The sequence below is a fragment of the Halalkalibacter hemicellulosilyticusJCM 9152 genome, assembly GCF_000513115.1.
In the GTDB taxonomy this organism is placed as follows: Bacteria; Bacillota; Bacilli; order Bacillales; family Bacillaceae_D; genus Halalkalibacter; species Halalkalibacter hemicellulosilyticus.
The window spans coordinates 36,467-51,217 of sequence record NZ_BAUU01000009.1; the positions used below are offsets into that span (position 1 = coordinate 36,467).

Consider the following 14,751-nt stretch of genomic DNA (forward strand, 5'->3'; position numbering starts at 1 on the left):
TGATGAAGCAGTGAGGTGTAAAGATGCTTAAAGATTTTTTGAAAAAGAAGCGTAAATATGCAACGATTCCGTCTGAGCGAGCAAAGCAAGAAGTCCCTGAAGGCTTAATGACAAAATGTCCTTCATGTCGGACGATTATGTATACGAAGGAGTTAAAAAAAAATTTACTCGTCTGTCATTCTTGTGGATTTCATCATCGAATGACAGCGCCTGAGCGAATTGCTAGTTTAATGGACGAAGGGTCTTTCGTTGAGACAAATAAGGACATGCTTAGTAAGAATCCATTAGAGTTCCCAACATATGAAAAAAAATTAGAATCAGACCGCAAGAAAACGGAATTGAATGAAGCGATTGTAACAGGTTATGGTACGATCAATGGTTTACCTACTGTTATGGCCGTAATGGATGCACGTTTTCGAATGGGAAGTATGGGTTCTGTCGTCGGTGAAAAAATTACAAGAGCTGTTGAAGATGCGATTGAAAAAGGCATTCCTTTTATATTGTTTTCTGCTTCAGGTGGGGCAAGAATGCAAGAAGGTGTTTTAAGCTTAATGCAAATGGCTAAGACGAGTGCTGCGTTACAGAAGCTAAACCGACAAGGTGGATTATTTATTTCGATTATGACTCATCCTACGACAGGAGGGGTTTCAGCTAGCTTTGCTTCACTTGGTGACTACAATTTTGCTGAACCAAAAGCATTAATTGGATTTGCAGGGCGAAGAATTATCGAACAAACGATTCGACAAGAGTTACCTGAGGACTTTCAAACAGCTGAATTTTTATTGAAGCACGGTCAGCTTGATCGGGTTATTCCACGAAATGAAATGAAAGAGACATTAACGACGATTTTAGATATACATCAAGGAGGTGAAACCAATGGCGACTAATTTAGGCTTTGAGAAACCGATTGTTGAATTAAAAGATAAAATTAACGAGCTTCGCTCCTTTACAGAAGAAAAGGAAATCGATTTAACAGATGAAATTAAAAAGTTAGAAAAGAGACTTCAACAGTTAGAGCAAGATATTTATGGCAATTTACAACCTTGGGAACGTGTTCAAATTGCTCGTCATAACGACCGCCCTACGACTCTTGATTATATTGAGCACTTATTTACTGATTTTCTTGAAATGCATGGAGATCGATTGTATGGCGATGATGCAGCGATTGTTGGAGGGATTGCGAAATATAAAGGGACTCCTATTACCGTTATTGGTCACCAACGCGGTAAAGATACAAAAGAAAATATTCACCGCAATTTTGGCATGCCTCATCCAGAAGGCTACCGTAAAGCGTTGCGACTAATGAAACAGGCTGATAAATTTAAACGACCAATTATTTGTTTTATAGATACGAAGGGTGCTTACCCCGGGAAGGCAGCTGAAGAACGAGGACAAAGTGAAGCGATAGCTAGGAACTTACTAGAGATGGCAGGCTTAACTGTTCCTGTTATTTGTATTGTTATTGGAGAAGGTGGAAGTGGAGGCGCATTAGCATTAGGCGTAGGAAATCATTTGCATATGCTTGAGAACTCAACATACTCCGTCATTTCTCCTGAAGGTGCGGCTGCTTTACTATGGAAAGATGCCTCACTCGCTCAAAAGGCTGCAGAGACAATGAAGATCACTGCTCCAGACTTAAAAGAATTAGGTGTAATTGATGAAGTTGTACGTGAAGTTAAGGGCGGCGCGCATCGTCATGTTAAAGAACAAGCAGAAGCGATTGATGAAGTGATTGAACGCTCGCTTTCTGTATTGAGCCATCTTAGTGAAGAAGATCTCATTGAACAGCGGTATCAAAAATACAAAAAAATTGGACAATATTCTAGTGTAACCGATACCATGCCTATAAATTAAAGAAAAACTACATCCTCACGATAGGGTGTAGTTTTTCTATTTGGTAGGTTCTGTATTGTATTTGTGCAACGAAAGTGTTATTTTTAAAAACGGGATACGTTTGAGCTTCCTGTTTCATGTCAATAGTAATATTGAACCGATCTGTTTTTAGAACGAATAAAATGATATGATTTTGTTAAGTTATCGTGTAATAAAATGGAGGGTAAAAGTACACAAGCATGCAGCATTGTGGAACTTTTCGCAATATATGATGATTGATTAGAGGAGGATTGTTTGAATATGAAGAGAATTGGAGTGTTAACAAGTGGTGGTGACTCGCCAGGAATGAACGCTGCTATTCGTGCAGTTGTTCGCAAAGGAATTTATCATAACCTAGAGGTATATGGGATTTATTATGGTTATGCTGGCCTAATGGCTGGTGACATAAAAAAAATGGAATTAGGCTCAGTTGGTGATATTATTCACCGTGGTGGTACGATGCTGTATACAGCTCGTTCCGAAGAATTTAAGACACTTGAAGGTCAGAAGAAAGGAATTGAACAGTTAAATAAATTTGGGATTGAAGGTCTAGTCGTCATTGGCGGAGATGGGTCATTTAGAGGTGCACAAAAACTAACAGAGCATGGCTTCCCAACAATTGGTGTTCCAGGTACAATTGATAATGATATTCCAGGAACTGATTTTACAATTGGTTTTGATACAGCATTAAATACAGTCATTGATGCAATTGATAAAATTCGTGATACAGCTACATCTCACGAGCGTACATACGTAGTTGAAGTAATGGGACGCCATGCCGGTGATTTGGCATTGTGGTCAGGATTAGCCGATGGTGCGGAAACGATTGTCATTCCAGAAGCAGATTATGAAATGAGTGACGTAATTGCACGTTTGAAACGTGGACAAGACCGTGGTAAGAAGCATAGTATTATCGTTGTAGCCGAAGGTGTAGGAAGTGGCTTTGAATTTGGAGAGCGCATTAAGAAGGAAATGAACTTAGAAACGCGTGTGACTGTATTAGGTCATATACAGCGTGGGGGTTCTCCAACAGCATTTGATCGCGTGCTAGCGAGTAGACTCGGGGCGAAAGCGGTTGACCATTTACTTACTGGTAAGGCAGGAATCACTGTAGGAATTGAGAAGAATGAGCTAGTGTATCATGACATTGATGAAGCTCTTTCTCGTAAGCATACGATTGACCTAGGAATGTACACTTTATCTCAAGAATTATCAATATAGAGAGCGTGGAATGGCTCCGTTTGCTACGCGTCTTGTGGCGAGAAAAGTACTCACCACAAGACTTTAAAAAGATGTAGCGACTACACTCAAAGCTTCGAGGTCATTCAAAAATGAAAAAACGCCCTTTTGAACAACCTCTAGAATAAAAAAATAGGAACAAGATAATGGGAGGCAATTATGCGTAAAACCAAGATTGTTTGTACGATAGGACCTGTAAGTGAATCAGTAGAAAAGCTTGAACAATTAATTCAAGCTGGAATGAATGTGGCTCGTCTTAATTTTTCGCATGGGGATTTCGAGGAGCATGGTAACCGAATTAAGAACATTCGTGAAGCCGTGAAACGTACGGGGAAAGAAGTAGCAATTTTACTTGATACGAAAGGTCCGGAAATTCGCACACAAACACTTGAAGGTGGAGCAGCTGAACTAGTATCTGGACAAGAGTTGATTATTTCAATGACAGAAGTGGTAGGGAACAAAGATAAGATTTCTGTTACTTACCCTGGGCTTGTTCAAGATGTCGAACCAGGCTCTCAGATTTTACTAGATGATGGTTTAATCGGCCTTGAAGTGAAGGAAGTTCGTGAAAATGAACTTGTGACAACGGTTTTAAATGATGGTCTATTAAAAAATAAAAAGGGAGTTAATGTACCGAATGTAAGTGTTAATTTACCAGGGATTACAGAAAAGGACATTGCGGATATTAAATTTGGTATAGAACAAGGTGTCGACTTTATTGCTGCTTCATTTGTACGTCGTGCATCCGATGTTCTTGAAATTCGTGAGCTTCTAGATGGACATGGTGGTAGTGAAATTCATATCATCTAAGATTGAAAATCAAGAGGGTGTCGATAATATCGAGGAGATCCTTGAAATCTCTGATGGATTAATGGTGGCTCGTGGAGACCTTGGAGTTGAAATCCCTGCTGAGGATGTTCCATTAGTTCAAAAAGAGCTCATCAAACGCTGTAATGCGGTAGCAAAGCCTGTTATTACAGCAACTCAAATGCTAGATTCAATGCAGCGCAATCCGCGTCCAACTCGTGCAGAAGCAAGCGATGTGGCTAATGCGATTTTTGATGGTACAGATGCAATTATGCTCTCAGGTGAAACGGCTGCGGGGGATTATCCAGTTGAATCGGTTGAAACAATGAACAATATTGCAACTAGAACAGAAAGCGCATTGAATTATGATGCAATTCTGCGTAAGAAGACAAAGGAAGCACAAACATCGATCACGAGTGCGATCGGTCAATCAGTTGCCCATACCGCATCAAACCTGTCAGCTGCTGCGATTTTAACCGCAACAGAAAGTGGCCATACAGCACGAATCGTATCGAAATATCGTCCGTTGTCTCCTATTATTGCAGTAACGAGTAATGACAAGGTCATTCGTAAGCTGAATCTTGTATGGGGAGTCAAGCCTGTACTTGGAAAATCGGCTGATTCTACAGATGAAATGTTTGAGTCAACGATTGACTTTGCGATGAACACAGGTGAAATCAAGCAAGGTGATCTTGTCGTTATTACAGCAGGAGTTCCAATTAATGAGCCTGGAACGACGAATATTATGAAGGTTCACCTTATTGGTGAAGTTGTTGCTAAAGGCCAAGGTATAGGACGTCGTACAGCAGCGGGACGTGTGGTAATTGCTCGAAATGCAGAAGAAGCAAATGAAAAAACAACCGAACATTCGATTCTTATTACGTTTAGTACAGATAAGGACATGATTCCTGCATTTGAAAAAGCAGCAGCTGTTATTACCGAAGAAGGTGGATTAACTTCTCATGCGGCAGTTGTTGGCTCGATTTGAGTACTCCTGTTATCGTTGGAGTTGAAGGAGCATTAGGCTTGTTTGAAGAGGGAGAAGAAATTACCGTTGATAGCTCACGTGGTGATATTTATCGCGGACATACGAGTGTACTATAATAAATAACGACTTATGATGGAGGAGGTGTTCCATGAGGTTTATAATGAAACCTTTTTGGAGCACCTTCTCTTCCATTTTAGGGCTAATTAGAGGTAGAATGGACATATCGCTAAATGAAAGAAGGGAACGCTTATGTTTCGATTTCTAATCTTACTCTTAATTGTAGTACCTGCACTTGAAGTGGGACTATTAATTTTATCCGGATATGCACTAGGAATATGGCCAACGATTATACTAATTATTTCGACGGGTGTTTTAGGCGCATGGTTAGCTAAAAGAGAGGGATTACAGGCGCTGAAGGTTGCACAATTGCAAATGCAGCAAGGGCAGCTACCTAATAATGTGATTTTGGATGGCCTTTGTATTTTAGTAGGCGGAGTCGTGTTGTTAACACCTGGTTTCTTAACAGATGCATTTGGTTTCTTCTTGCTTATACCTAAAACAAGAGGCTATGTGAAGGCCTTCCTTACAAGAATCATTCATAAGATGATCCAAAATGGGAATTTTATAATTATGACTAGAAGGTGATTAGTAAAATTAAATCTTCAAAGAAATAGTTTGAGCTAAAACGTTCACAAAATAGTGAATAATCGTTATAATGGAACATGTGAGTTATTTCTAGTACATAAAAGGTGCTTAATCCATTGTAAATATGATGAGAAATGTAAGCATTTACTAGTGTGTGGAGGCTAAGACAACAAAGGAGAAAAGGAGAGGTTTACGTGAGTACTACTCGTGGTCTAGAGGGTATTGTAGCAACGACGTCAAGTGTTAGTTCGATTATCGAAAGTGTCTTAACGTACCAAGGGTATGACATTGATGATTTAGCAGATAATGCTAGCTTTGAAGAGGTTATCTTCTTATTATGGAACGGTCATTTACCAAATGAAGAGGAATTGCGTCAGTTGCAAACAGAATTAAGGAACCATGCGCCTATTCCTCAAGAGCTAATTGATCAATTTAAGGTTTATCCAATTGATAAGGTTCATCCAATGGCAGCTTTGCGTACTGCTATTTCAAGCTTAGCTCTTTACGATGAAGATGCTGATATAATGGATGAGGAAGCAAACCGTTTGAAGGCCATTAAGATTCAAGCAAAGATTCCTACGATTGTGACAGCGTTTTCTCGAGTTCGTGACGGTCTCGAACCTGTGGCACCTCGTAAGGATTTAGGATTTGCTGCTAATTTCCTTTATATGCTTACTGGTGAAGAGCCAAACGAGATTTCGATTAATGCATTCAACAAGGCTTTAGTTCTACATGCTGACCATGAGTTAAATGCATCCACGTTTACTGCACGTGTCTGTGTAGCGACTTTATCTGATATGTATTCAGGTATCACGTCTGCAATTGGTGCTCTTAAAGGACCTTTGCATGGTGGCGCGAATGAAGCGTTATGAATATGTTAAAGGAAATTGAAAAAGTAGAGAATGTGGAACCTTATATACGCAAAGCACTAGATAATAAAGAGAAGATTATGGCTTTGGCCATCGTGTATACAAAAATGGTGATCCACGTGCTAAACATTTGAAGGAAATGTCAAGACGTCTCACTGAAATTACGGGTGAAACAAAGTGGTATGAAATGTCAGCAAAGATTAACGAAATGGTTACAACTGAAAAAGGTTTACTGCCGAATGTAGACTTTTACTCAGCAAGCGTGTACCATAGTTTAGGGATAAAGAGTGATTTATTTACACCGATTTTTGCTGTAAGTCGTACGTCTGGTTGGACGGCTCACATTTTAGAACAGTACAGCAATAATCGTCTCATCCGTCCGCGTGCGGAATATGTTGGCCCTGAAAAAAGAAGTTATGTACCACTGGCTCAACGTTCATAATGGAGTACGGAGAGGGAGCAATTGTCTCCCTCTGTACATAGATTAAAAGTTGGATAGGTTTAATTATTATTAGGAGGGAAAGTAATTATGGCAAACGGAGAAGTAATTAAAGTAAATAATGGTGTGTTAAACGTACCAAATAATCCTGTGATTCCATTTATTGAAGGAGATGGGACAGGTCCTGACATTTGGGCAGCGGCTTCACGTGTTATCGATGCAGCAGTTGAGAAAGCATATAACGGTGAGAAGAAGATTGAGTGGAAAGAAATTCTTGCTGGTGAGAAAGCATTCAACGAAACGGGTTCTTGGTTACCTGATGAAACATTAGAAGCGGTTCGTGAATATATTATTGCAATTAAAGGTCCTTTAACAACTCCTGTTGGTGGTGGAATTCGTTCATTAAATGTTGCTTTACGTCAAGAGTTAGATTTATATACGTGCTTACGCCCAGTACGTTATTTCCAAGGTGTTCCTTCACCAGTTAAACGTCCTGAGGATACGAATATGGTTATTTTCCGTGAAAATTCTGAGGATATCTATGCAGGAATTGAATTCCAAGAAGGTACGGATGAAGCTAAGAAAGTGATTGAATTCTTACAAAATGAAATGGGTGCTACGAAAATCCGTTTCCCTGAAACGTCTGGTATTGGTATTAAGCCAGTTTCAAAAGAAGGAACAGAGCGTCTTGTGAAAGCCGCTATTCAATATGCACTTGATGAAGGACGTAAGAGTGTTACACTAGTACACAAAGGTAACATTATGAAATTTACTGAGGGTGCATTTAAGTCTTGGGGTTATGAAGTAGCTGAGCGTGAATTTGGTGAAAAAGTATTTACATGGGCTAAATATGATGAGATTGTCGAGGCTGAAGGTCGTGAAGCGGCTGATAAAGCACAAGCTGAAGCTGAAGCTGCAGGTAAGATCATCGTGAAAGATTCTATTGCTGATATTTTCTTGCAACAAATCTTAACTCGTCCAAAAGAGTTCGATGTTGTGGCAACAATGAACTTAAATGGTGACTACATTTCTGATGCACTTGCTGCTCAAGTAGGTGGAATTGGAATTGCACCTGGTGCTAATATTAACTATGATACTGGACATGCTATTTTCGAAGCGACTCATGGTACTGCACCTAAGTACGCAGGGTTAGATAAGGTAAACCCTTCATCTGTTCTTCTTTCAGGGGAATTAATGCTTCGTCACTTAGGATGGAATGAAGCAGCTGATCTTATTATGGATTCAATGGATAAAACAATCGGAAGTAAAGTTGTCACATACGATTTCGCTCGTTTAATGGATGGAGCGACTGAAGTATCATGCTCAGGCTTTGCTGATGAATTAATTAAAAACCTTTAAGAGCGTGTTTGAAAAGCTCTCTTAAAAAGCTTGGCAGTTCCAATTGGGAAATCCCCATTTGGAACTGCTTCTTTCATAAAAATGAGGCAATTTTTCACCTTGGATGCGTACGTTAATAGTGGAGAATTTTTGCTCGATTGCTTTGGAAAGTTCTTCAGAAGAGCTATAGGAGAAACAAAAGTATATGCTTTTTCTATAATGCTCTGGGAGTCTCGATCTAGTTAGATGAAAGGAAATTATGAGGAAGGCGTTCGCTAAACCTGTTATACGCCTTTTGGAAGAAAAGACTGAAAGGTCACCGAAAAAGTTAACAACCAAACTTTTTCAGTGACGTTGACACGTGGTTTTTCTAATTTAATGATAGGGAGTGGAACAAAGCATGGCGATTAAACGTAGAAAGATCTCTGTTATCGGTGGTGGATTTACTGGAGCCACTACTGCATTGATGGTGGCTCAAAAGGAATTAGGAGATGTTGTATTAGTCGATATCCCGCAAAATGAAGATCCAACAAAAGGAAAGGCATTAGATATGCTTGAGTCAACACCTGTTATAGGAACGGATTCTATTATCATTGGGACATCTAACTACGAAGAAACGAAGGATTCAGATGTTGTCGTTATAACGGCAGGTATTGCTAGGAAGCCGGGAATGAGTCGTGATGATCTTGTTAGTACGAATGCCGGAATTATGAAGTCCGTTACGAAGCAGGTGGTTAAGTATTCACCCAACTGCTATATTATTGTATTAACAAATCCTGCTGACGCGATGACATACACAGTCTATAAAGAATCTGGGTTCCAGAAAAATCGTGTTATCGGACAATCTGGTGTGCTAGATACTGCTCGTTTCCGTACTTTTGTTGCACAAGAATTACAAGTTTCGATTGAAGATATTACGGGATTTGTTCTAGGTGGTCATGGTGATGATATGGTTCCGCTTATTCGTTATTCCTTTGCAGGTGGAGTCCCACTCGACAAGCTTATCTCAAAAGATCGAATGGATGCGATTGTTGAACGGACACGTAAAGGTGGCGGAGAGATTGTGAGCTTGTTAGGGAATGGAAGTGCCTATTACGCTCCAGCTGCTTCACTGACACAGATGGTTGAAGCTATTCTAAAGGATAAGAAGCGTATCATACCGACGATTGCGTATCTTGAAGGTGAATATGGCTATGAAGACTTGTATTTAGGTGTACCAACTGTTCTAGGTGGGGACGGAATAGAAAAGGTGATTGAGTTAGATTTAACCGAAGAGGAACAAGCGGCATTAGATAAATCAGTTGATTCTGTCCGGAACGTTATGAAGGCATTGCCGAAAGAGTAAATTTCTTGTCCCCCTTTGCTTTATGCAAGGCCACTGAAAAAGTTTGGTTTTAACTTTTTCAGTGGCCTTTAAGTAATGCGCGTAGCCGTTGCCCGATTTTGAAAGCCTTGCAATGAGTGGGTTTCTCATAGCACGGCGCGCAACGAGCTGAGCCATTACTCTTCTTTGAGTTACTAGAAAGGACTTTTTCAGTGCTCACTCTTTATGCGGAGGAGGGGAAAAGAATAGGACAACAATTGGGTTGGCGGCCTGTTTGCTGGAGCTAGATAAGGAAGAACAACCGTTTTAGGAAACGATAGACGGTTGCTTTTCTTTACATAGAAGTAGTAAAATAATGGGTAAATAGAGAAGAAAAAATGGGATATCACTAACCGTTACAATCTAGTTTGTTGGAGTTTGGAGGAGAATGTATGAGCCAGCGTATTTTGGTAGTGGACGATGAGGAATCGATTGTAACGTTGTTGCAATTTAATTTAGAGCAAGCTGGATATGAAGTTGTGACGGCAAATGATGGTGCTAAAGCATTGCAAATTGCTCAAGCTGAGTCGTTTCATTTGATGGTGCTTGATTTAATGTTACCTGAGGTGAATGGTCTTGATGTGTGTAAGCAGCTTAGAGAGAATAAGGTACAAATTCCGATCTTAATGCTTACGGCAAAGGATGATGAATTTGACACGGTGTTAGGGCTAGAATTAGGAGCAGACGACTATATGACAAAGCCTTTTAGCCCTCGTGAAGTCGTTGCTAGAGTAAGAGCGATATTAAGAAGAGCGCAAACGAAAATCGTTGACGAAGCTGAGGCTAGTGACGACTATTTAGTTTGTGGTGATGTCAAACTGTACCCTGATAACTATGAAGTATTTTATAAGGAAAGATCATTAGAGCTAACACCAAAAGAATTTGAACTTTTACTATATCTTTTTAATCATAAGGGACGTGTCTTGACACGAGATCAATTATTAAATGCTGTTTGGAATTATGAATTTGTTGGTGATACACGTATTGTCGATGTTCATATTAGTCATTTACGTGAGAAGATTGAACCTTCAACGAAAAAACCGATATACATTAAAACGATTCGTGGCTTAGGCTATAAATTAGAGGAGCCACAACTAGATGCATAAGCTTCGCTATAAACTCGTATTTTCGGTTTTACTCGTTATTTTATGTGTATTGGCAGCTTTGGCGTTTGTGATTGGTCAAATATATGAAAATTATTATATGAACCATGTAAAGGAGCGTATTGAAAAAGAAACACACTTAGCTGCTTATATGTTAGAAGAAGAACCGTTAAGTCGAGAGAGAGCGCAGACTTTGGCAGAGAAAATTTCGAATAAACTTGAAGCTCGTGTAACGATTATGTTTCCAGACGGTGAAGTAATAGGTGAATCCGCTACTGATCCTGAAATGATGGATAATCATTTGGGAAGGCCGGAAATTCAAGATTTGTTAGTTGGTGACGAAGGGACAGAGATTCGTTTTAGTCATACCGTGCAAGATGAATTACTTTATTATGCAGTCGAAATTAGGGAGCATAATGATGTCGCTGGTTATGTACGATTAGGATTGTCGACAAGTGATATTCATGGAATGAGTCGAACCATTTGGACGATTATTTTTGTGTGCTTTACAATTGCCTTTTTCGTTATGGTGTATATTACATATCGCATTGCTGATCAAATGATTAGGCCGGTTGAAAATGCTACGAACGTTGCGATTGAATTAGCTGAAGGTAATTTTAAAGCGAGGACATATGAAAGTAAACACGATGAAATCGGTTTACTAACTAAATCAATTAATGTATTAGCATATAATTTAGAGCAGCTGACACGACGGCACCAAGTACAAAAAGAACATATGGAAACATTAATTGAAAATATGGGTAGTGGCTTATTGTTAATCGGAATGAGGGGAGATATCTCCTTAATTAATCGGACATGTGATGAGATATTCGGGGAACGTACCGATGTATGGTTAAATGAATTATATTACGATGTCATTAAGCATAAAGAATTAATTCGAGTTATTCAAAACATTTTTATTACCGAACAGAAGCAAAGCAAGCAAGTAAGCTTTCCAGTTTTGTATGAGATGAGGCATTTTGATGTTCATGGCGCACCGATTATTAGTAATCATGGGAGATTGAAGGGGATTGCTCTCGTTTTACATGATATTACTGAGTTGAAGAAGCTAGAGCAAATCAGAAAGGATTTTGTCGCAAATGTGTCGCATGAATTAAAGACTCCTGTTACTTCAATTAAAGGGTTTACAGAAACACTTCTAGATGGTGCGATGGAATCCGAAGAACTACGGATTAAATTTTTGAATATTATTAATAAGGAAAGCGACCGATTACAACGACTTATTCATGACTTATTGGAGCTTTCACGAATTGAAAAAGATGTCTTTCAGTTACATTGGCAAGATGTCGATTTAAATAGCATTATTGATGATGTGGCTCAGCTTCTAAGAGAAAAGGCAAAAGAAAAAGAGATTGATCTTCAATTTGTAAGTGAACAGCATTGTGAATTTGAAGGAGACCCAGAGCGAATTAAGCAAATTATCATTAATTTAATTCATAATGCGATTACGTATACACCAAACGGCGGTAGTATAAATGTTAAGGTTAATCGTACAGAAGAGGCAGTTGAGCTTCGAGTCAGTGATACAGGAGTTGGAATTAGTCAAGATGTATTGCCGCGAATTTTTGAGCGCTTTTATCGAGTGGATCCTGCTAGAAGTCGTCATTCGGGAGGTACTGGCTTAGGCCTTGCCATTGTGAAGCATTTAGTTGAAGCACATGAAGGGAAAATCAATGTGGAAAGTGAGCTCGGAAAAGGAACGACCTTTTCGATTATTTTTAACAGAAAGAGAGAATGACTCTTAAATGAGACGTCTGAAGCCATATTTTTATTTCGAATCATGTTATGAGTTTACACAAAATTTACATGAGCTTTATTTGTATTTTACATATAGGGGTTATACTGTTAGATGAACGGTTAGTTTCCTTTGTGAAGCAAGTTGCTGCAAAGGATTTATATCCCCATTAAGAACGAAAGCTTCCCAGTTGCTTTCGTTCTATTTTTTTGTTAGAACTCATTCATATAAGAGGCTGTTCAAAAAGGAGTGGTTTTTCCTCTTTGTGAACAAACACGCCCTATAAGATGAGAATAAAGAGTAGAAAAGAATAATTGTTTGAAACCTATGATTATAGTCGCACGTATATTAAAATGGTAAACGAAGAGAGAAAGGATGGTTAGATGACGGTTAAGCAAATCATTGTAGGTTTTGTGTCCACTATAGCAGCAGCTATACTCGTATTATTTTTAGTGACCGGCTGGTATATCGTTGATGAGTCAGAGCAAGCAGCTGTTATTACATTTGGTAAAGTCGAGGATACGGTGACAGAGCCTGGGCTAAATTTTAAATTACCATGGCCGATTCAGAAGGTCGAAATTTTGTCACGTGGAACGTATAATTTGCAAGTAGGTTATGAGGAAGATGGCGGTGAGGTCATTGAATTTACAGATGAGGCAAAGATGATCACAGGAGATGAGAATATTCTATTTGCTGATTTGGCTGTACAATGGCGCATTACCGATCCTGAAAAATATTTATTTAGTACAAAAGAACCAGAGGATCTATTATATAATGCGACATCTGCTTCATTACGTGGTGTCATAGGGAGTTCGACAGTAGACGAAGCACTAACAGACCAACGACCAGAAATCGAGGCAGAGGTTTTTGATAACCTAGTCGATTTACTTGAAATTTATGATATTGGTATTAGTATTCAAGATGTGAGACTTCAAGATGTTGAGCTACCTACTGAGGAAGTAAGACGTGCTTTTACAGAAGTGACCGATGCTCGCGAAGAGCGATTAACGAGAATTAACCAAGCTGAACGATATCGGAATCAGGAAGTGAATGAAGCGCAAGGGGAAATTGATGCAATCATTTCTCGTGCTGAAGGAACGAAAACGGAAAGAATCGAAACAGCTCGTGGTGATGTTGCTAAGTTTAATGCTCTTTATAATGAATATATCGTTAATCCGGAAGTTACACGACAGCGACTCATTTTAGAGACACTCGATCAAGTGTTACCTGATACTGAAATTTACATCATGGACGGAAATGATACGGTGAATTACTTACCTATTCGTCCTCTTGAACGTCAGCAGCAACAGGCACCAGCTGCGGAAGGAGGCACAAATAATGAGTGATGAAAATATTGTTGACCTTAATGAAAAGAAGAGATCTGGCGAGGAATGGCGCCGTTATTTAAAGTTAGGTGCAGTATTAGTTCTTCTTATTGTGATTGTTGTGACGATTATAAGTAATTTATTTATTGTCGAGCAAGGCGAGTATAAAGTTGTAAGACAGTTTGGAGAAGTGGTACGTATTGAAGAGGAGCCAGGCTTAAGCTACAAAATCCCATTTATTCAATCAGTCACTTCTGTTCCAAAGTATCAAATGATCTATGATATTCCTCCGGCTGAAATTAATACACGGGATAAAAAGCGAATGTTAGCCGATCATTATGTCGTTTGGCGAGTCGATGACCCACAAGCAATGATTTCGACGGCGGTTACACTTGAACGTGCAGAAGCTATTATGGGGGAGCAAATATTTTCTGCCATTCGTGCAGAGCTAGGGCAGCTTGATTTTGATGAAATTATTAATGAAGAGAAATCGTCGCGCGGAAGCTTTAATGAGCTTGTACGTGATCGTGTGAATGAAGCGCTAGAACGTTCAAATTACGGGATTAGTATAACAGACGTGCGTATGAAACGTACGGATTTACCTAGTGAAAATGAGGAAGCCGTCTATCGTCGGATGATTTCTGAACGTGAATCGACAGCTCAAGAATATTTGTCACAAGGGGAAGCGGAAGCAAATCGAATCGAGTCTGAGACGGATCGAGAAGTACAAGAGATGATTGCGACAGCCAATGCTGATGCTAATGAAATTATTGGTGAAGGGGAAGCCGATGCGGCGAGTATTTATAATGACGCATTTGGCCAAGATACTGAATTTTATCAGTTATACCGAACGTTACAATCTTATGAAACGACGATTAATGATGAGACAGTTATCGTTCTTCCTGCCGATTCTCCGTATGCACGCTTACTATTAGGATATATTGAATAAAAGAGTTTCATGGAGAGAAAATCATGATATGTGATTTTCGAGGGCACTGAAAAAGTCG

The 14,751-nt window shown here is 39.3% G+C and carries 10 protein-coding genes and 2 pseudogenes; all 12 read left to right on the forward strand.

Annotation, left to right across the window (positions count from 1 at the left end; genetic code table 11):
• The first annotated feature begins 23 nt into the window (after positions 1-23).
• The 12 genes and pseudogenes from accD (at position 24) to hflC (ending at position 14,693) form a co-directional block, all read left to right on the forward strand.
• Positions 24-887 carry an acetyl-CoA carboxylase, carboxyltransferase subunit beta gene (accD, locus tag JCM9152_RS06765; RefSeq protein WP_035342467.1) on the forward strand — a complete coding sequence of 288 codons (864 nt, stop codon included), beginning with the start codon at positions 24-26 and terminating at the stop codon, positions 885-887.
• Positions 877-1,854, forward strand: coding sequence for an acetyl-CoA carboxylase carboxyl transferase subunit alpha (gene accA, locus JCM9152_RS06770; protein WP_035342469.1), 978 nt, complete (start codon positions 877-879; stop codon positions 1,852-1,854). The genes accD and accA overlap by 11 nt, the downstream gene beginning before the upstream one ends.
• Before the next feature lie 279 nt (positions 1,855-2,133).
• Entirely contained in the window at positions 2,134-3,093 is a 960-nt protein-coding gene (gene pfkA, locus JCM9152_RS06775) for a 6-phosphofructokinase (RefSeq protein WP_035342471.1), read from the forward strand.
• A 177-nt stretch (positions 3,094-3,270) separates the two neighbouring features.
• Positions 3,271-5,022 (forward strand): annotated as a pseudogene (gene pyk, locus JCM9152_RS06780) (pyruvate kinase).
• Between the two features lie 133 nt (positions 5,023-5,155).
• Positions 5,156-5,551, forward strand: coding sequence for an FxsA family protein (locus tag JCM9152_RS06785; protein ID WP_035342474.1), 396 nt, complete (start codon positions 5,156-5,158; stop codon positions 5,549-5,551).
• Between the two features lie 194 nt (positions 5,552-5,745).
• Positions 5,746-6,862, forward strand: a pseudogene (gene citZ, locus JCM9152_RS06790) (citrate synthase).
• An 87-nt stretch (positions 6,863-6,949) separates the two neighbouring features.
• Complete coding sequence (icd, locus tag JCM9152_RS06795; protein ID WP_035342477.1) at positions 6,950-8,218, forward strand: NADP-dependent isocitrate dehydrogenase; 1,269 nt, start codon at positions 6,950-6,952, stop codon at positions 8,216-8,218.
• Positions 8,219-8,597: 379 nt separating this feature from the next.
• Positions 8,598-9,542 carry a malate dehydrogenase gene (gene mdh / locus JCM9152_RS06800; RefSeq protein WP_035342480.1) on the forward strand — a complete coding sequence of 315 codons (945 nt, stop codon included), beginning with the start codon at positions 8,598-8,600 and terminating at the stop codon, positions 9,540-9,542.
• 410 nt (positions 9,543-9,952) lie between these two features.
• Positions 9,953-10,666, forward strand: coding sequence for a response regulator transcription factor (locus tag JCM9152_RS06805; protein ID WP_035342483.1), 714 nt, complete (start codon positions 9,953-9,955; stop codon positions 10,664-10,666).
• Positions 10,659-12,422 carry a two-component system histidine kinase PnpS gene (gene pnpS, locus JCM9152_RS06810; RefSeq protein WP_035342486.1) on the forward strand — a complete coding sequence of 588 codons (1,764 nt, stop codon included), beginning with the start codon at positions 10,659-10,661 and terminating at the stop codon, positions 12,420-12,422. Before JCM9152_RS06805 ends, pnpS begins: the two co-directional genes overlap by 8 nt.
• Before the next feature lie 380 nt (positions 12,423-12,802).
• The gene (gene hflK / locus JCM9152_RS06815; protein WP_035342489.1) at positions 12,803-13,765 is read left to right on the forward strand and encodes an FtsH protease activity modulator HflK; all 963 of its coding nucleotides are present in this window, start codon (positions 12,803-12,805) and stop codon (positions 13,763-13,765) included.
• The gene (gene hflC, locus JCM9152_RS06820; RefSeq protein WP_035342492.1) at positions 13,758-14,693 is read left to right on the forward strand and encodes a protease modulator HflC; all 936 of its coding nucleotides are present in this window, start codon (positions 13,758-13,760) and stop codon (positions 14,691-14,693) included. The genes hflK and hflC overlap by 8 nt, the downstream gene beginning before the upstream one ends.
• Positions 14,694-14,751 lie beyond the last annotated feature (58 nt).